General features: G+C 41.2%; 22 protein-coding genes. 10 read left to right on the top strand and 12 right to left on the bottom strand.

The annotated features are described in order from the left end of the window. Window positions 1-43 precede the first annotated feature (43 nt). Complete coding sequence (locus GJB62_RS13435; RefSeq protein WP_114081435.1) at window positions 44-820, bottom strand: class I SAM-dependent methyltransferase; 777 nt, start codon at window positions 818-820, stop codon at window positions 44-46. A gap of 160 nt (window positions 821-980) precedes the next feature. On the opposite strand from GJB62_RS13435, the gene GJB62_RS13430 reads away from it, so the two are divergent. After that, on the top strand, window positions 981-1,859 hold the full coding sequence (locus tag GJB62_RS13430; RefSeq protein ID WP_114081436.1) for a LysR family transcriptional regulator: 879 nt from the start codon (window positions 981-983) through the stop codon (window positions 1,857-1,859). A 101-nt stretch (window positions 1,860-1,960) separates the two neighbouring features. Here the strand turns inward: GJB62_RS13430 and GJB62_RS13425 are convergent, their stop codons facing one another. The 4 genes from GJB62_RS13425 to rsmH all read right to left on the bottom strand — a co-directional run bounded on the left by GJB62_RS13425 (window position 1,961) and on the right by rsmH (window position 5,027). Continuing rightward, the gene (locus GJB62_RS13425; RefSeq protein WP_181852822.1) at window positions 1,961-2,518 is read right to left on the bottom strand and encodes a methylmalonic aciduria and homocystinuria type D protein; all 558 of its coding nucleotides are present in this window, start codon (window positions 2,516-2,518) and stop codon (window positions 1,961-1,963) included. A 298-nt stretch (window positions 2,519-2,816) separates the two neighbouring features. Further along, complete coding sequence (locus tag GJB62_RS13420) at window positions 2,817-3,023, bottom strand: glycogen debranching protein (RefSeq protein ID WP_114081438.1); 207 nt, start codon at window positions 3,021-3,023, stop codon at window positions 2,817-2,819. 146 nt (window positions 3,024-3,169) lie between these two features. Further along, the gene (locus GJB62_RS13415; protein ID WP_114081439.1) at window positions 3,170-3,823 is read right to left on the bottom strand and encodes a MotA/TolQ/ExbB proton channel family protein; all 654 of its coding nucleotides are present in this window, start codon (window positions 3,821-3,823) and stop codon (window positions 3,170-3,172) included. Window positions 3,824-4,133: 310 nt separating this feature from the next. Further along, the gene (gene rsmH / locus GJB62_RS13410; RefSeq protein WP_114081440.1) at window positions 4,134-5,027 is read right to left on the bottom strand and encodes a 16S rRNA (cytosine(1402)-N(4))-methyltransferase RsmH; all 894 of its coding nucleotides are present in this window, start codon (window positions 5,025-5,027) and stop codon (window positions 4,134-4,136) included. 135 nt (window positions 5,028-5,162) lie between these two features. Here rsmH and GJB62_RS37020 point away from each other — a divergent pair, with 135 nt between their 5' ends. Further along, on the top strand, window positions 5,163-5,312 hold the full coding sequence (locus GJB62_RS37020; RefSeq protein WP_181852825.1) for a hypothetical protein: 150 nt from the start codon (window positions 5,163-5,165) through the stop codon (window positions 5,310-5,312). 112 nt (window positions 5,313-5,424) lie between these two features. Here the strand turns inward: GJB62_RS37020 and glmS are convergent, their stop codons facing one another. The 3 genes from glmS to GJB62_RS13395 all read right to left on the bottom strand — a co-directional run bounded on the left by glmS (window position 5,425) and on the right by GJB62_RS13395 (window position 9,002). Then, a complete protein-coding gene (glmS, locus tag GJB62_RS13405) occupies window positions 5,425-7,305 on the bottom strand; it encodes a glutamine--fructose-6-phosphate transaminase (isomerizing) (protein ID WP_114081441.1) in 1,881 nt (626 codons plus the stop codon). 392 nt (window positions 7,306-7,697) lie between these two features. Next, window positions 7,698-7,943, bottom strand: a complete 246-nt coding sequence (gene psaC, locus GJB62_RS13400; RefSeq protein WP_012411495.1) for a photosystem I iron-sulfur center protein PsaC — start codon at window positions 7,941-7,943, stop codon at window positions 7,698-7,700. Window positions 7,944-8,378: 435 nt separating this feature from the next. After that, the gene (locus GJB62_RS13395) at window positions 8,379-9,002 is read right to left on the bottom strand and encodes a hypothetical protein (protein ID WP_114081442.1); all 624 of its coding nucleotides are present in this window, start codon (window positions 9,000-9,002) and stop codon (window positions 8,379-8,381) included. 552 nt (window positions 9,003-9,554) lie between these two features. Between GJB62_RS13395 and GJB62_RS13390 the strand changes: the two genes are divergently transcribed. Beyond that, window positions 9,555-9,887 carry a DUF565 domain-containing protein gene (locus tag GJB62_RS13390; protein WP_114081443.1) on the top strand — a complete coding sequence of 111 codons (333 nt, stop codon included), beginning with the start codon at window positions 9,555-9,557 and terminating at the stop codon, window positions 9,885-9,887. A gap of 53 nt (window positions 9,888-9,940) precedes the next feature. Further along, window positions 9,941-10,993: a glycerate kinase gene (locus GJB62_RS13385; RefSeq protein WP_114081444.1), complete on the top strand. Its 1,053-nt coding sequence runs from the start codon at window positions 9,941-9,943 to the stop codon at window positions 10,991-10,993. A gap of 158 nt (window positions 10,994-11,151) precedes the next feature. On the opposite strand, the gene GJB62_RS13380 is transcribed toward GJB62_RS13385, so the two are convergent. Together GJB62_RS13380 and GJB62_RS13375 are read right to left on the bottom strand one after the other, a co-directional pair. After that, window positions 11,152-11,367: a DUF2839 domain-containing protein gene (locus GJB62_RS13380; RefSeq protein ID WP_114081445.1), complete on the bottom strand. Its 216-nt coding sequence runs from the start codon at window positions 11,365-11,367 to the stop codon at window positions 11,152-11,154. Window positions 11,368-11,452: 85 nt separating this feature from the next. Further along, window positions 11,453-13,027 carry an ATP-dependent DNA helicase gene (locus GJB62_RS13375; RefSeq protein ID WP_114081446.1) on the bottom strand — a complete coding sequence of 525 codons (1,575 nt, stop codon included), beginning with the start codon at window positions 13,025-13,027 and terminating at the stop codon, window positions 11,453-11,455. 180 nt (window positions 13,028-13,207) lie between these two features. Here GJB62_RS13375 and GJB62_RS13370 point away from each other — a divergent pair, with 180 nt between their 5' ends. Next, window positions 13,208-14,179, top strand: a complete 972-nt coding sequence (locus tag GJB62_RS13370) for a M48 family metallopeptidase (protein WP_114081447.1) — start codon at window positions 13,208-13,210, stop codon at window positions 14,177-14,179. A gap of 197 nt (window positions 14,180-14,376) precedes the next feature. After that, on the top strand, window positions 14,377-14,802 hold the full coding sequence (locus GJB62_RS13365; RefSeq protein ID WP_114081448.1) for a hypothetical protein: 426 nt from the start codon (window positions 14,377-14,379) through the stop codon (window positions 14,800-14,802). 312 nt (window positions 14,803-15,114) lie between these two features. Here the strand turns inward: GJB62_RS13365 and GJB62_RS13360 are convergent, their stop codons facing one another. Further along, a complete protein-coding gene (locus GJB62_RS13360; RefSeq protein WP_114081502.1) occupies window positions 15,115-15,672 on the bottom strand; it encodes a Uma2 family endonuclease in 558 nt (185 codons plus the stop codon). Window positions 15,673-15,774: 102 nt separating this feature from the next. Here GJB62_RS13360 and lysS point away from each other — a divergent pair, with 102 nt between their 5' ends. The 4 genes from lysS (at window position 15,775) to GJB62_RS13340 (ending at window position 21,544) form a co-directional block, all read left to right on the top strand. After that, window positions 15,775-17,460 carry a lysine--tRNA ligase gene (gene lysS / locus GJB62_RS13355; RefSeq protein ID WP_114081449.1) on the top strand — a complete coding sequence of 562 codons (1,686 nt, stop codon included), beginning with the start codon at window positions 15,775-15,777 and terminating at the stop codon, window positions 17,458-17,460. A 268-nt stretch (window positions 17,461-17,728) separates the two neighbouring features. Beyond that, entirely contained in the window at window positions 17,729-18,136 is a 408-nt protein-coding gene (locus GJB62_RS13350; protein ID WP_114081450.1) for a type II toxin-antitoxin system RelE/ParE family toxin, read from the top strand. Continuing rightward, the gene (locus tag GJB62_RS13345) at window positions 18,133-18,846 is read left to right on the top strand and encodes a helix-turn-helix domain-containing protein (protein ID WP_114081451.1); all 714 of its coding nucleotides are present in this window, start codon (window positions 18,133-18,135) and stop codon (window positions 18,844-18,846) included. Before GJB62_RS13350 ends, GJB62_RS13345 begins: the two co-directional genes overlap by 4 nt. Window positions 18,847-18,970: 124 nt before the next feature. Then, window positions 18,971-21,544, top strand: a complete 2,574-nt coding sequence (locus tag GJB62_RS13340) for a CHAT domain-containing tetratricopeptide repeat protein (RefSeq protein WP_114081452.1) — start codon at window positions 18,971-18,973, stop codon at window positions 21,542-21,544. 19 nt (window positions 21,545-21,563) lie between these two features. Here the strand turns inward: GJB62_RS13340 and GJB62_RS13335 are convergent, their stop codons facing one another. Then, window positions 21,564-22,028 (bottom strand): DUF29 domain-containing protein, encoded by a 465-nt coding sequence (locus GJB62_RS13335; protein WP_114081503.1) that lies wholly within the window; start codon window positions 22,026-22,028, stop codon window positions 21,564-21,566. Window positions 22,029-22,198 lie beyond the last annotated feature (170 nt).

Below are 22,198 nucleotides of genomic sequence, written 5' to 3'. Positions count from 1 at the left end.
CTTCTTATATTAAAGCCTTTGCATACTTTGATTATCAAGCAATCTAAAGTTTGATGGCAACGATGCGAATTCTCCGATAGTCGGCTGTCCAATTACCTTGTTGATACAGTGTTGGCAAAAGATGCTCTTCCACCGTGCGAATTATTTGTATTTTTTGGTCAGCAGACAGTCCTGCTAGAAAAGCATCAGCAAACATTTCAAGCCAGTTCGCCATCCCTGCTTCGCCTTCTGTTAGGGGAGTAGGACGAGCAAACAAGGTGGCATAAGTAACATCAAAGCCTTGTTGTTCTAGTAGGGTAGCGTACTCACCAATACTAGGAAAATACCAAGGATTCAGTGCTTGTGGAGAGATAGCGATCGCCTCTAAAGCACTGTACAAAGCTGTGACGATCGCTTGAACATTTCCCTTACCACCAAATTCTGCAACAAAACGCCCCCTAGGTTTTAACGCTTGATGTATGGAAGCGATCGCCGCATTTGCTTCTTTAATCCAATGTAAAACAGCGTTGGAAAATATAGCATCCAATGGTTTCAATACTTGAAAATCTCTGGCATCAGCAACATCAAAGCGTAGATGAGGATAATTTTGTCTTGCTGTCTCAATCATCGAGGATGCGTGATCGATTCCAGTCACTTCAGCCCCAGCTTGAGCAATTTTTTCTGTTAGTTGCCCAGTCCCACAGCCAAGATCCAAAATGGATTCTCCGGGCTTGGGATTGAGTACTTTCAGCAAGTTCTCGCCATATTGCCAGACAAAGGCGTGTTTATCCTCATACAGGTCTGTGTTCCAATTATTGTCGAGTAATGGAAGATTATTCATAAACTATGAAATTACATTGCAGAGTATTGGTTTGCTAGTCGTCAACCAAGTTCGGTAGGTTGATGACTGCATAATCATCACAATAAAAAATATTATTAATTATGTCCAATATATATTTTGACTTTAACTAATATTTAAAAGATATAAGTTCAGGTAACAGATGGAACTACGACACCTGCGCTACTTTGTCACCTTGGCAGAAGAACTGCATTTTGGACGGGCAGCAGAAAGATTGCACATTGCCCAACCTCCCTTAAGTCAACAAATTCGCCAGCTAGAGAAGGAATTGGGCTTTGAACTGTTTCATCGCACAAAACGAAGTGTGTATTTAACAGAAGCGGGGGTGGTTTTTCTAAATGAAGTCCAACAAATTTTCAGGCAATTACAACAGGCAATCCAAGTTGGTCAACAAACTAGTCGCGGTGAACTCGGAGAATTAGCGATCGGCTTTGTCAGTTCTGCCGCGTATAATATTTTGCCAACTATTTTGCGAACCTTTCGGAATTGTGCCCCTGGTGTGAGTCTAGAGTTGCATGAACTGACTACAGATCAACAATTAGAGTGGTTACGCACAGGTCGGATAGATGTAGGGTTTGTTCGTCCACCTGTGGAGGAAAATACATTTAGCTGGGAAATAATTTTTCAAGAGTCGCTGATAGTAGCATTACCTGAAGCACATTTGCTAGCAAATCAATCTTATGTGTGTTTGCGATCGCTTGCTAATGAACCCTTTATTTTATTTCCGAGAATATTAGCGCCTGGACTCTACGACTTAATTATTAGTCTCTGTCAGCAAGCAGGCTTTAGTCCCTCTGTAAGTCAACAAGCCATTCAGATGCAAACAATTGTTAGCTTAGTGGCAGCCGAAATAGGTATTGCAATTGTGCCGGCATCTTTACAAAATTTGCAACGAACTGGGGTAGTTTATAAAAATATCGAGCCAGTCAGTCCAAAAGTTGCCATTGCAATGATTTGGCGTAGTAGCGAGACATCCCCAACGATACAGAGGTTTCTGGAGATTGTAAAACACATAACTTGATTTATTACTGGCGATTTATTTACCAATCAGTATCCATTCCAAAAATCTGCAAATGGCTGTTAAATCTTCTGATTGCGGCTGTAAGTAGAAATAACCAATGACTAATGACTAACTTCTTTCCACCCATGCATAGCTGCTATACCTTTTGTAACCCATTCGATCAAAATTGGGGGAGCTTCTGATATCAAGATGCTAGGATAAACTGCTGCGCCCCATTCGGGATGCACTAGTACACGGCATTGATTTTTAATCACTGGATAGTTGAGCAAAGCTTTGACAACTGCTGTGTCATCATGGGGAATTGCTCCAGGATGAGATAGTAAAGGGTAGCCTGTACGAGGGTCGATCAGGTCAGTTAAATAGCCGCGATCGCGCAGATTAAATGCTAAATCACAGCCAAATCTCATAAACTTTTCTCGTAAGCGTTCTTTCTCTGACTCTACTTCTGCTGTTTTTTTGACTAATTGATAACGCGATTGCTGCAAGACAATCACTACTCGTAAAAACGGTTGCCGTTTCCAATCCGGTAATATCCGTTCGCAGTTGGCACAGATATATTGACTGGGAGCATGAATTGAAATTTGAACCGCTTGTCCTGTTTCGCCAACTAAATTAATGGGACAGGCTTGCTCCGAAGTGTAAACTTTGGGATAGTTCACTAAATTGATTCGGCTTATGCAAATTTTTTAATTTAATCTACGGTATAGATGATAGCTCTTAAAAGTTCAGAAAAATCATCATTTTCCTCTCTTATGTTACTTTTTTTAGAAGCATTTGCTAATAATTTGAGAATTTTAATCCGAATTTTATCCTTTATTAACCTGTTGTCATGGGATTTGTTGCGATCGCTGTAGGCATTAGCATAAGTGTAGACAAGCGATGTATCCGGCGGGCTACGCCTAAGCTCTTAAAATCCGTTCGATTAAAACCCCAAAAAATTAACTCTATCTCACCCAATTAATTGAGTTTTAAAGAATTCACCGGCACTTCATCCCAAGAATCAACTGTCCGCAATTGCGCTACCCAACCTGCTGCCTTTTGCTTCTCGGTCAAATTATTCTGAAAGGAATCATGACACTCTTTAGCTTGAGATTCATTACAAGTGGCAATACAGGCATGAATCATCCCAGACGGATCAATTTGCTCATTTACCCAAATAGTCATGGAATATTTCCTCGAAAAGTGTAGCGGAAAAAGCTATTTGTTATTTTAGAACACTATTAGAGTCAAAAATTGCAGAGCAAAATCGGTAACAACTAGTAAACTAATCCCAATTACCGATTGCTAATTTACAATTATCCAGTTTCGCTTCATCTGGTAGGCAGATATGATTTATCGCCTCTTTCGTAGCGACGGCGGTAGAGTAATTCTAACTGTCCACCATATTCTTGAATCCAAGCTATCTGGCGCTGATAGAGTCCCCGGAAAGTATTAGCAAATAATAGTGTAAAGATTGCTACTACTAATCCTGATGCTGTAGATACTAAAGCTTCACTAATCCCAGATGTTACACCTGTTGTTTTAGTACCTCCCACATCTCCAATATTTAGAGAGGCAAAGGAGTTAATTAATCCTAAGACAGTTCCTAGAAGTCCCAACAACGGCGCAAGACCAATAATTGTCTCAAAAATATTTTGCGATCGCTTCAGTAAGGGAATTTCGGCTTGGGCTTCACTTTCTAATGCCAAACGAAATTCCTCTGGTGTCGGCTCTTCTAACTCTAAAGCTGCTAAAAAAATTCGAGCAATGGGTAAATCAGCATTTTTCTGCAACTTATCTAAAGCACTAACTACATTATCAAGGCGATAAAGCTGCAATACCTCTCGCACTACCTTGTTTTGCCGATTATTTATTCTTACCCAAAAGATGATCCGCTCGATAATCAGCGCCACACCTAACAAAGAGAATGCCAGCAGAGGCCACATAACTACGCCACCTGCTGTAAACAGATTACTAATTTCCATTTATTATTTTTTAACTCTTCAACAACGCTAGATTAGCAGATTGTTGTTTTAGAGGATGTTTGAAAAGTCTTTTTGTCGGTATCAAATAGTTTTAGATCCCCCCTAACCCCCTTAAAAAAAGGGGGGAACCAGAATCAAAGTCCCCCTTTTTAAGGGGGATTTAGGGGGATCTAAAAGTGCCTAAAGTCACAGTGAAACACTTTTCAAACAACCTCTTAGGGAATTGGGAATTGGGCATTGGGCATTGGAGAGAATGAGAAAACTACCTCTTTACCCTCTGCTCCCCTACCTTTTTATTCGCTCATTCCCCTTATTCAATATTCAGAACTCTCTCGGCTACCCTGAGTTTGGCCGATCGCGATCGCGGATTTTTACTAATTTCCTCTTCTTGAGCAATAATTGGTTTTTTTGTCAATACTTTTAATAAAGGTGAATTTCTTAAACCATGCTTCACTGGGCGGTCTTCCAAACTGTGAAAACTGATAATCGCAATTCTGCCGCCAGGGACAAGGGCATTTGGTGCTTTATCCAAAAAGGTTTCTAGGGATTTTAACTCATCGTTGACGACAATTCGCAGAGCTTGAAAAACCCGGGTAGCGGGGTGAATTCTCCCATAACGGTATTTCGGAGGCACTGAAGAAGCGATCGCATCAGCCAATTCTGTAGTCGTGTGCAACGGCCGCCGTTCTACAATACGTCTGGCAATGCGCCGCGATAATCTCTCTTCACCGTACTTAAAGAAAATATCAGCTAATTCTGCTTCATCCCAATTATTAATCACATCAGCAGCAGTTAGCGATCGCCCTCGATCCATTCGCATATCCAAATTCGCGGCTTGGCGAAAGCTAAAACCCCGTTCTGCTTGGTCTAAATGGTAAGAACTTACCCCCAAATCGGCTAAGATACCATCGAAAGTATTGGGGGGAAACTCATAGTCAGCAAAGTTGCTGTAAATAAATTGTACGCGATCGCCAAACTCAGCTAATTCTTTCTTCGCTGCTGCTAAAGCATCTTCATCTTGGTCAACTGCCGTTACCCGTACATCTTCAGCAGCTTCTAATATTAGGCGACTGTGACCTCCACCGCCTACCGTTGTATCAAGATAATGACCTCCGGGAGATACCGCTAGACCTGCAATTACTTCTTGCGGTAACACTGGTAGATGGGAAAATATTGGTTCTTCAATAGCTAGCTGACGATTCATGAGACTTAAGGCAAAAAACCACAGATGAACTTTAATTATGTATTCTTTTGTTTGTGTCTTTGTGGGTTCCTAATTAAAAATAGTTTTTAAACCACTAAGATACCAGGTACGAGCGACTTCACAGGCTTCATTTGGATGGATGGCGGGTACCGAGGCGAAGAATTTATGCGTTGGGTGATGGATATGTTTCGGTGGATTGTGGCAATTGTTCTTAGACCTTTGGAGTATTGGGTTTTGTCCATTTACCCAAGCGCTGGGTTATTGAGCGCACTTTTGGCTGGCTGAATTGGTATCAGCGTTTAAGTAAAGATTTATAATCATTGCCATAAAAATGGCTTCTGCAAGCAATAGAATTTCTTCAGAAGCCATTGTATTTAATTTTAAGTATAAAATTATACTATTCTACGGTGACGCTTTTAGCAAGGTTACGAGGCTGATCGACATCCAAACCGCGACGGGCGGCAATGTGATAAGCCAATAATTGCAAAGGAACTACTGTCAGAATTGGAGAAAGTAACTCTTCTACATGAGAGACGGGAAGAAGATCGTTAAAGATTTCCGCAGCTTCGCCATCGTTGACGGGAGTCACGCCAATTAACCGAGAATCTCTGGCTTTGGCTTCTTGAGCATTAGAAATAACTTTTTCGTAAACACTACCAGGAATTGCGATCGCCACTACTGGTACTTTCGCATCCAAAAGTGCGATCGGGCCATGTTTCATTTCTCCAGCCGGATACCCTTCAGCGTGAATGTAGCTGATTTCTTTTAATTTCAACGCCCCTTCTAAAGCAATGGGGAAGTTAATTCCTCTTCCTATAAAAATGAAATCTTGGGTTTCGGCGAATTCATGGGCTAGCTGTTCAGTTAAACGTTCCTGACTTTCCAAAGTTGCCTCAATTTCTTTAGGAATCTGCCGCAACCCGTTAATAATTTTATCTAATGTGTCTTTTGAAACAGTCTGACGACGGGCGGCTAAATCCAATGCTAATGCATAAAACGCCATCAGTTGGGCGGTAAAAGTTTTTGTCGCCGCGACCCCAATTTCAATTCCTGCTAAGGTACTGATAACATGGGGCACTAGATGACCAAGGCTGCTTTCGGGGCGATTAGTAATACCCAGTAGTCGTGCTTGATATTTAGGTTCTCTCCCTTGGCGACGTTCTTTTTCCATTGTCAAAGCTGCTAGGGTATCGGCAGTTTCGCCTGATTGGGTAACACCGATAATCAACGTGTTAGCCGTCACGGGTGATGGTGCATAGCGATACTCAGAAGCGTAATGTACTTGAGTTGAAATTTCTGCTAATTGTTCGATTAAATATTTTCCGATTAATGCTGCGTGCCAACTGGTACCACAGGCGAGGATCTGAATTTGTTCTAAATCGTTGTATAAATCCGCAGGTAAGCCAAGATTGATTGGCGATTCGGTAGATTCGGCTGGATTAAAGTAAGCGTCTAAACTAGCTCTTACTACTCCTGGTTGCTCATGAATTTCTTTGAGCATGAAGTGTTTGAATCCCTGCTTTTCTACCATTGCAGGATTGAAGTTGAGCAGCCGGGGTTGTTTTTTCAACCTGTCGCCAGCAAAATTGTAAATCTCAACGCCTAAAGGAGTGAGACGGGCAATTTCGCCATTTTCTAAAGGTAGCACTGCGCGGGTGTAGGCAACGATCGCAGGCGTGTCAGATGCACAAAAGAATTCCCCTTGCCCAAAACCAATTACCAAAGGCGCTTGTTGGCGAACAACAATCAATTCATCGGGGTAGTCAGCAGAAATAACTGCGATCGCAAATGCCCCATGTAAGTGGTTAACAGCTTGGCGAATTGCCTCCAAGAAGGGAGATGAGGAAGATGAGGGGGGAATATTCTTTAAAAATTCGGCTATGAGATGGGGAATTACTTCAGTATCAGTTTCAGAAACAAACTGGTGTCCTTTTGCTTTGAGTTCTTCGCGTAAGTCGCGGTAATTTTCGATAATGCCATTTTGCACCACCGCCACTCGCTTTGCCGTATCCAAATGGGGATGGGCGTTGTATTCTTCTGGTTTACCATGAGTTGCCCACCGAGTATGACCAATACCAATTTGGGCGGGGGTTTCTATTTGTTCTAGTTTAGAGCGTAGGTTATGCAGTTTGCCCTTTGCCCGTACACAATTAACTTCACCTTCCCAAACAGTGGCGATTCCAGCAGAATCGTAGCCCCTGTACTCTAGTTTTTCCAGCCCAGCCAGTAAAATGTCTGTCGCCGCTTGAGTGCCTATATATCCAACAATTCCGCACATTGTTCACACCACTTTTTTTCAGGATGATTAAATCCAGTATAGTGTTTAGCACAAACTCGACGTTTTGCAAAGAAAAAAGGGAGTAATATTACTCCCTCTACCACTAGGTATTGTTATGGATTTTGGGCTTTTAAAGCAGATTCACAGTCAGCTTTTGACCTGACAGTACAAATACGCTTCTAGGATTTAAGTACCCAGAGATTTTTATCCCCAATCTAAAATTAAAATTTCGTAAAGCAGGTAGTGTCCACTCTACGATGCTAAAGGTGCTTGATATTGACACACTTCAAAGTCTTAAGTTCCGAGTTCCGAGTTCTGAGTGAAGAATCAAGAAATTAGCTTTTTTGATTTACTTCTTTTTGTCTCAGCACTCAGCACTCGGCACTAGCTTTTTAGTAAGCCAGACCCATACTGCGAGTTGTTTCAGCGCCCAGGTAAACCCGGATGCTCAAAAAGTCGGTGGGACAAGCGGTTTCGCAGCGCTTACAGCCCACGCAGTCTTCTGTACGGGGTGAAGAGGCAATTTGAGCAGCTTTACAGCCATCCCAAGGAACCATCTCAAGTACATCAGTAGGGCAAGCGCGGACGCATTGGGTGCAGCCAATGCAGGTATCGTAGATTTTTACGGTGTGAGACATTGAAAAAACCGCTCCTTTCGAGTGTTCTTCTCTGCGAAAGAATCATAATCAACGCATAGTTTACCGCAGTGTTTGATAGGCCGTAATCAAAAGGCTACATAACTTCAAACAATGTAATGAGCACGCTTAATAAGTCGTTTTTCCGAGATTGCCCCTATTGCTCTATTTATTAGCAACATCAGATGAGCGTATTTACTCTAGCCCTATACCATAATGGGGTTTAATAGTAAAAATAAATGAAACAAAAGTCAATCTACAAGGCTAAATGCAGAAGTTATCTATGGTAACTATTTAGCAATCCTTATACCGATTCTATATGAAGCTATGATTGATTAATGTAGGGGCAATACATAAATTGCCCCTACAGCTTCTAGGTTTTCATAACTCTTAATAAGCACATTTTCAAACAGAAAATTCAATTCTGATTGCTATAGATTATGGACTCAGCACTAGTTGCCATTCTCTGTTTTGGGAATTCCATTTAGGTAATTGAGTTTCACCGACAACATAGGGGCCCCAATAACGACGGGAGCCATCTTGTGCGAAGGCAACTAAAATATCTCCCTTCTCCAGCTTCAAATTATTCTGAGGTAGGGATAGAACCAGTCCCTTCTCACTACCTTCTTGAGGGGCAAAATCCCAATGTGCCGGTACATCGTAGTTAGCCTGTTTAGTACCAGAGCCTTTTGCTACCGACTGTCGCGCCAGTAGAGCCAGGCGTACAGGTTGATTTGTTTGATTACTCATCCGCAAAATCCCTTGATTCTTAGCTTTGCTTGCTGATTTATCACGCTCTGCTAAGACAGGATAAGTATTCTCTTTACTACTATGTTCTACTTTATTGGTTGGAGTAGATAGATTAACGGAAATACCTTTTTCAGATGTAACAGGTTTAGATAAAGCTGTCTCCCACTCTTGAGTTTCACTTGGCAGTTGTGAAGATGTATCTGGGTTTGTGGACTCAAAGGATACACTCACTCCAAAGCATCCCACCAGAGCAACAAGCAGTCCCAAGCAACAAGCTGTAACACCGACGTTACGATACACTAAAGATTTCATATTGATAGTTTTTAGAAATAAATATTTTGTCTAGGCTTGACCAAATAGTAGCCTATTATCACGAAAGACAATTATGAAAAGTAGCTTAAGATAGATTTTATTCAGATTAAGCACATCAATGTATTATAAATATCATTTTGATTAGAAAATATTTAGAGGAAATTATTTCATTGATGACTGAAAAACAACAGTTACAGACACTAATTGCTTTCTGTATTCACCGTAGGCTTGGATAAAAACAAGAAAATTAGATACCGAAGCAGCCAATGTATTTGTATAGAAAAATAAAAATATCGTGAAAATACTAGCAGAGACAACAAAGTGTCTTTTGCCAGCCCAGATGATAAATATATTTCATCTTGGGTTAGAACAAGCAGCCTTGAAACTGCCTGTACTTCCTTAAAGATGATAAGATGTGCAAATTTCAATCAACGCTGGAAAGCCAGCATATATCTATAATATTAACAAATAAGCTTAGGCTAAAACCAATATATTCTTTAATAATATAAAGATATTTCAAGATATCTTGACTTTTTCCCAGAAGTCTATCTGATGCAAAACACTCGTCTGAATAACTTGTTGGATGCCATTGCTACACGCTTAGGGCAATGGTTTTTAAATCCTTGGCGGCGATTATCGTTGCTGATAATTAGTTTTTTGTTTGGTTTTTTTCTGGGAAACGCAGTTTCCACTACAGCTGGTCAACGGGCAGAATTAGATATTGTGGTAGCTGGTTTTTTAGTAGTGTTAACGGAAGTTACCAGTAGAATATTTTACAGTCAGAGCTTTTTTAGCAAGCGATCGCTCTTTGTAGACTCCCTAAATCTCCTCAAAGTTGGTTTCACCTACAGCCTGTTTCTCGAAGCCTTTAAGCTGGGATCGTGAGAATGGGCAAGGGGACAAGGGGACAAGGGGACAGGGGGATATAAGGGGAAATTATGAGTTTGTGGCTGGGTGAAATTTTAATTTCAGAAACTGTAACTGAAACTTGGCAGCAGCAAGCAAGAGAAGCAGCACTAGCAGATAAGTTAAGAGCTAAAGCTTTTGGGATCGCGCCGGAAAATGTCGATGATGTGATCGAAAAGCGATCGCATTTACTAAAATCTGTCTTCCCAGCTTTTAGCCAATTCTGCCAAACTACCCTCCAAATCGAACCCAAGAAAATGTTACAAGTCTTGTGGGACTTGTGGCTGCCTTTGGGGATCAAACTAGCATCGCAGCGCCAACAGTTGGAACGCCCTCTGATTCAGGGAATATTAGGAGGACAAGGCACTGGTAAAACTACAATGTCTAAGGTTCTCAGTTTGATTCTGAATCAGTTGGGATACCGGACTCTGAGTTTATCTTTGGATGACTTATATAAAACTTACAGCGATCGCTTGGTTTTAACACAGCAAGATCCCCGCTTGATTTGGCGCGGTCCACCAGGAACCCACGATGTAGATTTAGGCTTAGATGTACTAGATCAGATCCGTCAGTCGCAAGGTTCAGTTATGGTTCCCCGCTTTGATAAATCTGCATACAAAGGCGCTGGCGATCGCACTACTTCAGAAATGGTTACAGCCATAGATATTGTACTATTTGAAGGTTGGTTTGTGGGTGTGCGACCAATTAACCCAGATGTATTTAATACTGCACCACCACCAATTGTCACAAATGAAGATAGAGCATTTGCTCGTGATATGAATCTTCGCCTCCACGATTATTTACCACTGTGGGATCGATTGGACAGCTTAATTGTGCTATATCCAACCGATTATCGTTGTTCTTTGGAGTGGCGCAAACAGGCAGAACAGCAAATGATCGCTGCGGGTAAGTCGGGGATGACCAATGCAGAGATAGAGGAATTTGTCAATTATTTTTGGCGATCGCTTCACCCGGAATTATTTATCAAGCCGTTGGTAAAAGATGCAACAGCAGTTGATCTAGTGGTTGAAATTCATGCCGATCATAGCTTTGGTGAAGTTTATTGCGATCGGGCTAATTCGTAATTCGTAGCAATCATGCCCTCCTTACTTGCAGGCTATCCATTACCCGGTTCTTTATCAAGAAAATTAAAACTCACCTAAACATAAGACTAATGGATAGACCACAAGGGAAGGGGAGTAAGATTCAAGGTCTTTTAGAGCGAGAAAATTAACAGCAAGATTTAGTAGACTACTTGCCACCAACCGAAGGCTGGGCCAATAAAACGGATAGTTGCCCATCCTATAACCATAAGGATAATGCCTATCCAAGCACCACGAGTTGTCCAACTGACAAATTGTTCGCCTTGAATTTTTGTGATGGGAAGCCAAGGCAAGATTCGAGTCTCTTGACCGTATGTTTCCCCTTGTGTGGTTTTGCGACGCTTTGCTTCACCCATAATCAGCAACTCAAATTTTACTTAGGTTCTAAATTTATCTTGCCAGGAATCATGGCTATAGACAATTGGGGAATGGGGAATGACTTTAAGCAGAATTTTCCTCATCGGTATTAGAAAACAAACTTGGGTCGAGATAGTTAATACGTGCCAGAGGGCTTAAGGCAGTAAGAATTTGAGCGCCGTAGCTACGATTAACTACACGACTATCAAGTAAAGCAACAATGCCTTGACTTTCTCGGACTGGCGCGATCGCTCTTTGTAATTCATTCAAGGCTGCTGGCAATAAATATAAACGAAACCAATCTTGATGCGATCGCTTATAAAGAGCTACCCTACCAGCTACAAGCGGATTTTCTAAAGATGGTAAAGGCAAAGTAGCAATAATTAACAAATGGGGTGCTGGCAAAACTCGCTGATGTTCTCGCCAAAATTCCCAACCGCTAATCAAAATACCATTTTCATCTAAACAAGTTTTTTCTACCTGTACTCGTGAACCAAACTCTGATGCCAGAATTGTCGCCACTTGAGCCTTTAGTGGAACATCTCCCACCAAAACAACTGTTAATCCTGGTGCTGTAGCACTTAGACAAACCAGTGTGCGGACTTTGTGAATAAATGCCGCTTGAAATTCTGGCGTGTTAGGTAGAGGTAATTTATAGGGTACATACAGTTGAATTGCTTCCGCTTGACTCTCCGAGGAGAATTTCAGGCAAGTTAAATCGTCCAAACCAATGCGCTGTCGAAAAAGAGGAGCCTCAGTTTCTGGTTCTATGGCACTGCCAATTAAAACTACTGGTTGTCGCTGCCACAAGGGTGAGAGGATTTCCCTTAATTCCATTGGGGCATAGTGCAAAGAAAATAAACCTTGCCTATGGGCAATAGTCGCCCAGAAGAGGGGAGGGGGAGCAGGGGAGGCAGGGAAGGCAGGGGGGAAAAGATTTTCGTCTAGGATTTGTAATTGCTGCCAGAAGTGTTTCCAAGTATCTGGGAGATTTGCTGGATCTAAAGCAGCATAAAGACGGCTTAAAATCTCTATTTCTGGCTGGGAAATTAGATAGCACTGATATGGATTAGCAGGATGCTTAAAAAGCTCGTCTGTTAGTTGTATCCGTGCTTCGCTAATTGCCTCAGCTTGATTTGGACAAGCCAGTATGAGTTCATCCCAATCATGGGGTTCAATATCTTGGGTAAGTTGATCGCGCACCCAATCTTCGAGATCGTCTACCCCATCAATAATTGTCGGGATACCTTCGGGAAAGCGATCGCCACCAGCAAATTGTCCTCTTAACCAAGCTTCTGGAGAGGTTAACAGTAGCCCTTGGAACTCAGGATCAGGCCAAGCGTCACCTGTTCTAATTGATTTATTGGCTGGTAGCCACTGCTGTAGACGCGGAATTTCTATCCGCAGCAGAAGTTGCTGCACTGGTTCTTGAGCAACAATAATTACAGGGCCGTGCCACATTAGGGCTGATGCTACAAAACTAGTGCGATACCGTCCTTGATAGCCACAAACCGCTCCTACTTGGATTAGGGCACTACGTCCCAGGCGCAAGGCGCGTGCTACCAACCGTGCCATCGTCAAATGATGGGGCCAGGAAGGGAACCCCGCTTGCGATCGCAAAAAGTTATGTAGTGACAAATGAACTTCTGCCTCAATCACACGCTTTTAATTCCATACAAAGTGATTTTTACTTCCAATTGCCCCATTTCTATTATCTTGTCATTTGTTATTTGTCCTTTGTTCTTTGTCATTTGTCAGTTGTCCTTTATCCTTTGCTAATGACCAATGACCAATGACCAATGACCAATGACCAATTCCCAATTCCCAATTCCCTAAATTATGCCAACTTACACAGGAATTTCCAGCGAAGCCTTCAGGCATCCACTAGATCGCCAAGCCGAGCAAGCTTTACGAAATTTACCGGGATTTGATTTAATCGCTCGTAAATTTGTGGAATTTATCTACGAACGCCCTCAATTAGTCTATCTAATGGGTAACACCATCCAAGTCGGGCCGCGTCAGTATTCCACTATTTACCAGATGTTTCGGGAATGCGTCCGAGATTTGGACATTTACCCAGAACCCGCACTGTTTGTCTCGCAAGATCCCCAAGCAAATAGCTATGCACTGGGGCAAGAGAATCCTTACATAGTCATAAATACAGGGATACTAGACTTACTAGACGAAGCTGAGATTCGGGTGGTGCTAGCCCATGAACTGGGGCATATTAAATGTGGTCATACTATTTTAATTCAAATGGCGATGTGGGCGATGAGTGCTGCTTCTGCCTTGGGCGAATTGACCTTCGGCCTCGGTAATCTTGTAACACAAGGCTTGATTTACGCCTTTTTTGAGTGGCGGCGCAAAGCCGAGCTATCGTCAGATCGCGCCGCCTTACTGGTGATGGATGACTTGAATCCGGTAATGTCAACCATGATGAAGCTCTCTGGCGGTAGTCACAAATATGCCAATGAATGTAGTTTACAAGAATTTATCAAGCAGTCAGAAAATTATCAGGCACTGGATGAAGATGGACTGAATCAGATATATAAATTTTTGATTTACAACGGCGCTCAGGGTACGATGTTAAGTCATCCTTTCCCCGTTGAACGCCTGCATTACTTACGGGCGTGGGCAGTATCCGAAGAATACCAGCAAATTCGCCGAGGAAATTATCAGCGATCGCCTGCTTCTGGCTCAGTAAATGTTTCAGCAGAATCTTCCCCAAATGAAACAGAAACTTTACGCCGTCAAATTGAAGAATTACGACGGGAAATCAACAGAATGAGAAGACCTGATACTGATTCGTAATTAAGGAGCAATCACCGTAGGGCGGGCACTGGTATTAGTAAATAGTGCCTAGTCTACTTAATATTGATGCAAGATGCTAATTATACCACGTTAACGCACTCTTTGGGGTAGGATAAATTCAATATTCAAAATTAAAACTTGAAAATTGCTTAACTATATCTGAGCATTAAATAATTTAGATGTAGGCATTTATCAATATGGCAATTCACTTGACAAAACGGCTTTCTGTGTTCGCTACTATTCTAGCTCTTGTCCTTTCCATGCCGGGAATTGCCTTAGCTACACCGGTTCAACTCCATACTACTTCTGGAGTCATTTTCGCCCAAATTACCAAAACTGCAAGTTACTCCACCTTGTCGGATATTAATCTGACTCCCCTACAACGCCAAGAACTCCAGGCTGTGCGTCAGAGAAGAAACAGGGAAATTGAGGCAATCTTAAACACATCGCAACGTGCCCAACTTAATCGCAATCTCCGGGCTGGTAATAATATGAATCAAGCCCTAGAAAAACTGCATTTGCAACCAGACCAGCAAGATTTTGTAAAGGCGATCATACAATTTACTAACTTGAAAATGAAAGCTATTTCATCTAGGCATTCGCTAACAGTAGACTATAAATAAAGGTTTGACTTGTGCATTAGATTATTAAATCGTTGTCATAGAAAATATCAATTATATTTTCTATGAGAGTCTTTTGGATAAAATGCGATCAAGCGATGTCTACGACGGGCTACGCCTACGCACTTTTTATTTAAAAGTTAAAAAACTGTGATACTCAATTTCTATCACCTAAGTAGGACGGCGGAAATAATTAAAGGTTTGTAGTAAGGACTTCAGTCCTTCTTTTAGGACTAAAGTCCTTACTACGAACTGGATTACAATAATTTTACATTACTTAATATGGTTTGAATTATTCACACCGACTTACTTAAGTTATGGAAACAGTTGACTAATCTGAACTTCAATTCCTGGAAATGCCATCAAAGATAAAGTTGCATCCTCCGGCAAAATAAATTTCAGATTGTAGCCTTCCAAACCTGGTTCACGGAAAACATAAACCTGACGCTGATTCACATCCAAAATCCAGTAATCAGCAATTCCTGCATTAGCATATAAAGGTGCTTTCTGTTTGCGATCGGTGTCTAGTGTTGTATCTGCTACCTCAATGAGTAAAAAGATTTCATTGGGTGCGGGATGATGATCAATGTACTTTCGCGCATCAATGCGGACAACGGCAATATCTGGTTCAGGTTCCGAGTATTGGCTTAATTGAATCGGATCTTGCACCCTAACTAAGGCAACTTCTGCTAGCGAACGCTTGAGATAGTCAGATGCACACAGCGTTGTCGCTGCGTGTGGAGGATTTTTGGCACTCATGGGGATAACTTGCCCATCAATCAGTTCTACCCGTTCATCGGCTGTGATAATACCCGTCTCAAGCATCCGGTGATATTCATCTACATTCCACAAGCGCACTCTAGTTTGTGTCATTGTATTTGGTTTGGCGATATTATCATCTGCAAAGTGCAAATATCTCTTACTCTCAACTTTTGCAGCATCTATAATTAATCTTGCCCTATTTAGTTCGTTACCATGTCGGAAGAAGATATCCGGGCCGCAAGGCTGGAGAAAGTAGAACAACTCAAGCAGCTAGGGACTAATCCCTACGCCTATCGTTGGGAATCTACTCATCATGCAGCGCAGTTGCAAGAAAAGTTTGCTGATTTAGCCAGTGGTGAAGAAATTGATTTAGAAGTTGCGATCGCTGGACGCATTATGGCGCGTCGCGTTTTCGGTAAACTGGCTTTCTTCACCTTGCAAGATGAAACTGGCACAATTCAGCTTTATTTGGATAAAAATCGCATCCAAGAAAGCATGGCAGATATTGATGCTGATGCCTTCAATCATTTAAAACAACTCACAGATGCAGGCGATATCCTGGGAGTTAAAGGTACTATTAAACGGACTGAAAAGGGCGAGTTATCTGTCTACGTTAAACAATATACTATCCTGACTAAATCCCTGTTGCCCCTACCCGACAAGTGGCATGGATTAACGGATGTTGCCAAGCGCTACCGTCAGCGCTACGTTGACTTGATTGTTAACCCAGAAGTGCGACAAACTTTCCGCCGTCGCGCCCAAATTACTGCCGGTATTCGCCGCTATTTAGAAGAACGGGATTTTCTGGAAATTGAAACGCCAGTTTTGCAAAGTGAGACTGGGGGTGCAGATGCGCGTCCATTTATCACCTACCACAACACCTTAGAAATGGAGTTGTATCTGCGAATTGCCACAGAACTTCATCTCAAACGGTTGATTGTAGGTGGTTTTGAAAAGGTGTTTGAATTGGGGCGGGTTTTCCGCAATGAGGGAATTTCTACTCGACATAATCCCGAATTTACGACAATTGAACTTTACCAAGCCTACGCCGATTACAACGATATGATGACGCTGACAGAAGGGATTATTACCACTGTCGCCCAAGATGTACTCGGCACATTGCAAATCACCTACCAAGGGGAACCTATAGATTTAACACCACCTTGGCGGCGGGTGACAATGCACGATTTAGTTAAAGAATTTACTGGCTTGGATTTCAATTCTTTCCAAACATTGGAAGAAGCAAAAACAGCGAGTAAAAATGCTGGTATTCCTGGTATAGATGAAGCGAAATCAATTGGTAAGTTACTAAATTTAGCTTTTGAAGAAAAGGTAGAAGCTAATTTAATTCAACCTACTTTTGTCATTGATTACCCTGTAGAAATTTCGCCCTTAGCAAAACCTCACCGTTCTCAACCTGGTTTGGTGGAAAGATTTGAGTTATTTATCGTCGGGCGAGAAACGGGGAACAGCTTCTCAGAACTTACAGATCCCATCGATCAAAGAGAACGCCTAGAAGCCCAAGCCGAAAGAAAAGCTGCTGGTGACTTAGAAGCCCAAGGTGTAGATGAAGACTTTTTGACAGCCCTTGAATACGGTATGCCGCCTACAGGTGGTTTAGGGATTGGGATTGATCGGTTAGTAATGTTGTTAACTGATTCTGCCAGTATTCGGGATGTAATTGCCTTCCCTCTACTCAAGCCTGAAGGCAGTGTTATTAAGCAATTTAGCTATGAGCCTACAACTCAAACACTGACTATTGAATTTGATAGTGGAAGTGTTTACGAGTATTTCAAAGTACCTCCCAGTGTCAAGGAAGACTTAGACAATGCCCCATCCAAAGGTCAATACTTTAACAAGTTTATTAAAGGGAAATTTAAATTTGAACAGTTGAGTTGACCTACTTAGGGACTTCCAAATAAAAAAATGTCCAAAACTGACGCAATAATCTTCTCCATTTCTCCTCTCTCTGTGTTCTCTGCGTCTCTGCGGTTCGTTTATTTCTTGGAAAGACCTTACAGCATATAAACTAGTTGGGTGCGTTATGGTTTTGCCTAACGCACCATTTTTATTACCTAAGTTGCACTCGCTGATTCTATATGATATTCCTTTAAAGGAATAAAGCCTTGACATTCCTTATAAGGAATACTATACTGTGAGGTAGGAAGTGACCTGGACTTGGGAACTTTATCTAGATGTCAATGGGGAAATCCCCAAAGATTTGCTGGCTTTTTTCATCAGGATGATTCCCGAAGAGGAGAAACCAGAAAATCTACCAAAGCCATTACTGAGTGCTTCCGAAACCAAGCGTCTGCAAGTTAATCTTAGCTACCTGTGCGACAAAGGACTCGCATCACTTACCAGTGGGATATTTGAAAAACTGGAAGATGATTTGTATGAGTTACGGATGACTAAGAGCGAACATAATCCACGGTTTATCTTAACAGCTGTTACTCCTCAGAGGTTTGTGGTGCTGCACGCCTTTATGAAGAAATACGACGGCGCTATCAAAGATAGAGACAAAGAGCCTGCAAGAGTGAGATTGCGTAAATTGCAGCAGAGGGAAAAGTCATGAAAAAGCCTAATTTTCAAGCTTGGTTGCAGCAAAAGGTAAGCGACGAACCAGAGGTTATTTTGGCGGGAAAGTTAGAGTATTTGCGCCTTTATCTTACCGATGCCATGCGGGAAATACGTAATAAAGCAGGATTGACTCAGGCACAGCTAGCTCAAAAACTTGGAGTAAAGCAAGCTGCGGTGTCCAAGTTAGAGTCGGCTTTAAAGGAACATGAATTAGAATCAGTGTTGCACTATTTACACGCTTTGGGTGCAGATTTGTTGGTAGCCGTCAAACAAGGGGACGACTTATATCAAGCTAGCGATAACGAAGGTGTATTGCTGGTAGACGTACCAGATGTAGTTGCACAAAAGGCATTAGCGGCAAATATGAGCGTGCGAGAATATGTGCGTGTAGCCGTTGAGAAGTTTTCGCACGAGGATGATGGACTGAGAACAGCTTTAGTAAAACTGCTGGAAAGTGACGATTCGGTAGCGGTGAAAGTGAGAGAGCGTTTGGGTTCAAGGACAATCCAAGAAGTTGCTGTAGAGTTGGAAAAATGTTTGAGTCTAGTTAAAGAAGAAGATAGGCTTTTTTCTGTCAAAAATGTTTTGGCTGCTAATGTGAGGAGTGGAGAAAGTAATCGCGGAACTAGTTATGAAATTGATGAAATTGAGTTGTTAGATTTAGCTGAAGAATTGCTAGCCAAGTTGGTAGAGATTTCGGCGTAAACACTATTCTAAAATTATTAAAGTAAGGAAAGTAGCGGCAGTATAGCATTTTGCAAAAGACATATTTGAATAGAAAATATATAAATTAGGTAATTAATATAATACAGGTTTAAATTTTTATAAAATGACTGAATCATTAGAATCAGCAAATTATGCTATAAATATTGAAATTGCTATAGCCAAATATGAGGCAGAACTAATACTTGTTAAGTATCCTCAACAATGGGCTGAAATACAGGATATTTTGGGAAATGCTTATTGTGAGAGAATTCGTGGTGATTGGGTAAAAAATGGAGAGAAAGCAATTAAGGCATTTGAAAAAGCTTTAAAAGTTTATACTCGTGAAGAGTTTCCACAAGAGTGGGCTAGTATCCAGAATAGTTTAGCAACTATCTACTCTGATTTAGATGTTATAGATGAAGAAAATTCTGAATCAGCAATATTATGTTGTCAAAAATCTTTGCAAGTTTATACTCGTGATAAGTTTCCCGCAGAGTGGGTAATGGTTCTTACTAATTTAGGAGCTGCCTACAGAAAAAGAAAACAAGGAGAGCCATTAGAAAATTTAAATATAGCAAGAACCTGGTATCAAGCTGCTTTAGAAGAACATATTTATCAATGTTTTAAGGCTGTTTTGGAAGAACATACTTATGAAGATTTTCTGGAAAATATGGAAGAGTTTTTGGAAGATTGGGCTGGACTTCAAAATAATCTTGGTAATATATATCGTGACTTAGCTAAAGAGGAAGATACAAACAATTTAGAGCAAGTATTCTATTACTTTAATCAGGCTTTAGAAGTTTATAGTTGCGAATCTTACCCGCTAGATTGGGCAATGGTTCAAAATAATTTAGCTTTTACTTACAATCAGCAAGGAAATATTAATCAGGCAATTGCTTGTTTTCGCTTATTGCTAAAAATTTGTACACCCACTGCGTTCCCTACAGAGTGCCTCGATTATGGAGGTAATTTTGGGGATATCTGTCTCGCTTCTGGACGCTGGAAAGAAGCTATTGAAGGATACAACTATGCTGTTCAGTCAATAGAACAGATCCGGGCTTGGAATAAATCCGAAACTCGCCGTCAACAGATTTTGCAAGGAACTATAGAAGTTTATGAAAAGCTTGTGCAAGCTTGCATCAAGGCTGGACAAATAGATAAAGCCTTAGAATATGTAGAGCGATCGCGTTCCAAACGCTTGGTAGACTTAATGGCAAGCTACAACCTCTCTCAAGGCGAAGAAATCCCCCCAAAAATCCAAGAATTATTGCAGCAATATGAAGAACTGCAACAGCAAATTGACCAAGAACGCCAAAGCCATAAATCTGAAAATAGTCGTAGTGAAACACGCGCTGCATTCCAAGCTTATAATGAAGCGATCGCATCTTTAGAAATCCAAAAACAACAAGTTTGGGAAAATCTCAGACGCGAAGATCCCGTATTAGCTGGAGAAATTCAAGTTAACCCCCTCAGCTTGTCAGAAATTCAAAAGCTAATTGACCAACCTAATACAGCTATCCTCAGTTTCTACACTACCAACAGCGACACCCATATTTTTATCGTTCAGCAAAACAAAATTACTCTCCACACCTGCACAGGACAAGGGTTAGAGACGTTGCAAGGCTGGATTAACCAGAATTGGTTATTGCCTTATATGAATGATTACAAAAAATGGGAAACTCAAATTAATAGCATTCTCCGCGAATTAGCTGAACGCTTGCAAATATCTGAACTCATATCCCAACATCTTCAAGGAATAGAAGAATTAATTTTAGTACCTCACCTGTTACTCCATCAGATTCCCTTCGCTGCTTTGCCTACAGGAGAATATCAGGAATATTTAGGAGATAAATTTCTTATTCGTTATACCCCAAGTTGCCAAATTTTAGAATTTTGTCAACAACGCGACAATGTAGGGAAATTTAATGAAATATCTCTACAATATGGAACTGTGGAAGATGCCGAAGATAACCTTCCCTGTGCCAGATTTGAAGGCGAAAAACTTGCCCAAATGTATAATATTCCACCAGAAAACAGATTAATTGGCAGCAGTCAAGCCACCTCCAATAACTATCGACAGCTAGCACAACAAGTTCAAGTACTTCATTCCTGCCACCATGCCCAATCTCGCCTCGATAATCCTTTAGAATCACAGTTAAAATTAGCGCATGGTGACAGCATCACCTTGGGGCAATTGATGACACCTGGTTGGCGTTTACCTCAACTTATAGAAGTGTTTCTGTCTTGTTGCGAAACTAATTTGGGTATTCCTTCTCTAACTGATGATATTCTTACTCTCTCCACAGGCTTTTTGTGTGCTGGTGCTAGAAGCGTTGTTAGTTCTCTGTGGTCAGTCAATGATTTAGCCACAGCATTATTTTCTATTTTCTACTACCAGCAGCGACAAGAAGGTAGAAACCGTCCTAAAGCTTTACAGCAAGCCCAAATTCAACTACGAGAATTTACAAAAATAGACCTAAATAAAATCTTTCAGGAAGTAGAAGCAAAGGAGAAAGAACTGATAGGAAATAGAAAAAAATATCCTTCAGGTTCTATCGAAGATGAACAATGGAAGCGTGAATATAATATGTATGCCAAATTGAACAGACGAATTCAAGAAATAGAAAATTCTACTCAGCAATTTCCCTTTTCAGATCCTCGTTACTGGGCTGCTTTTATTTGCCACGGTTTACGGTGAGAAAAGATTATTTGGGTAATTACTCACCCTGCTCCTCAACCTGATTCAGATTTGGTAAGAATTCAGGATCTAGAGTTTCGCCTAAAGTATAAGGACAGATTTCTGGAAAAACTTGCTCACCTAACTCAGTTTCTCGAATTGCTAAAGCCAACCCTAATTCATAAACGCTGAGGAAAACTTCATCTAGATAGGGTTTCAAACTAGGGCTATCTTGCAGAAGCAGCTTAATTTGGACACGTTGCTCTCGAATTGTACTCAACCAGCTATTACTACGTTTTTCAGCTTGAAATTGCCATTTCAGCAGGTGTCCTAACAATACTCCTAGCCGATTTCTCAATTCTTGTCGTTCTCTTCTACCCAAAGTTTCAATTTCTTCAATCAGGTTAACAGTATCTAATTGCTCCCACTGTTGAGTTTTGAGCAAGTTAATCTGCTCTTGAGTCCAAGTATAGAAATCTGTTTCATAAAGGTGAGATGCGTACATCTTTTCAAGGGTCATAAGTTTCTACCTAGCAAAACCCTATAAGTGACCGATTCATCTTTCATAGCAAGGTTTATCTGGACTAAAGTCCTTACTACAAACTTTAATTTATTTACGCCTAGCCACTTAAAAAAAGATTGTGTGGTGCCGATGCCTACGATCGCAAGCTACGC

It is taken from the genome of Nostoc sp. ATCC 53789 (assembly GCF_009873495.1).
GTDB lineage: Bacteria > Cyanobacteriota > Cyanobacteriia > Cyanobacteriales > Nostocaceae > Nostoc > Nostoc muscorum_A.
This window is presented reverse-complemented; position numbering and strand designations above follow the sequence as displayed.

Coding starts and splice junctions, on each gene's coding strand:
- GJB62_RS13335 (WP_114081503.1), bottom strand. CDS start 22,028: ATGTACGCATCTCACCTTTATGAAACAGATTTCTATACTTGGACTCAA.
- GJB62_RS13380 (WP_114081445.1), bottom strand. CDS start 11,367: ATGGGTGAAGCAAAGCGTCGCAAAACCACACAAGGGGAAACATACGGT.
- GJB62_RS13370 (WP_114081447.1), top strand. CDS start 13,208: ATGCCAACTTACACAGGAATTTCCAGCGAAGCCTTCAGGCATCCACTA.
- GJB62_RS13420 (WP_114081438.1), bottom strand. CDS start 3,023: ATGACTATTTGGGTAAATGAGCAAATTGATCCGTCTGGGATGATTCAT.
- GJB62_RS13390 (WP_114081443.1), top strand. CDS start 9,555: ATGCAAAACACTCGTCTGAATAACTTGTTGGATGCCATTGCTACACGC.
- GJB62_RS13435 (WP_114081435.1), bottom strand. CDS start 820: ATGAATAATCTTCCATTACTCGACAATAATTGGAACACAGACCTGTAT.
- lysS (WP_114081449.1), top strand. CDS start 15,775: ATGTCGGAAGAAGATATCCGGGCCGCAAGGCTGGAGAAAGTAGAACAA.
- GJB62_RS13340 (WP_114081452.1), top strand. CDS start 18,971: ATGACTGAATCATTAGAATCAGCAAATTATGCTATAAATATTGAAATT.
- GJB62_RS13365 (WP_114081448.1), top strand. CDS start 14,377: ATGGCAATTCACTTGACAAAACGGCTTTCTGTGTTCGCTACTATTCTA.
- GJB62_RS37020 (WP_181852825.1), top strand. CDS start 5,163: ATGGATGGCGGGTACCGAGGCGAAGAATTTATGCGTTGGGTGATGGAT.
- GJB62_RS13345 (WP_114081451.1), top strand. CDS start 18,133: ATGAAAAAGCCTAATTTTCAAGCTTGGTTGCAGCAAAAGGTAAGCGAC.
- GJB62_RS13430 (WP_114081436.1), top strand. CDS start 981: ATGGAACTACGACACCTGCGCTACTTTGTCACCTTGGCAGAAGAACTG.
- glmS (WP_114081441.1), bottom strand. CDS start 7,305: ATGTGCGGAATTGTTGGATATATAGGCACTCAAGCGGCGACAGACATT.
- GJB62_RS13395 (WP_114081442.1), bottom strand. CDS start 9,002: ATGAAATCTTTAGTGTATCGTAACGTCGGTGTTACAGCTTGTTGCTTG.
- GJB62_RS13360 (WP_114081502.1), bottom strand. CDS start 15,672: ATGACACAAACTAGAGTGCGCTTGTGGAATGTAGATGAATATCACCGG.
- rsmH (WP_114081440.1), bottom strand. CDS start 5,027: ATGAATCGTCAGCTAGCTATTGAAGAACCAATATTTTCCCATCTACCA.
- psaC (WP_012411495.1), bottom strand. CDS start 7,943: ATGTCTCACACCGTAAAAATCTACGATACCTGCATTGGCTGCACCCAA.
- GJB62_RS13385 (WP_114081444.1), top strand. CDS start 9,941: ATGAGTTTGTGGCTGGGTGAAATTTTAATTTCAGAAACTGTAACTGAA.
- GJB62_RS13415 (WP_114081439.1), bottom strand. CDS start 3,823: ATGGAAATTAGTAATCTGTTTACAGCAGGTGGCGTAGTTATGTGGCCT.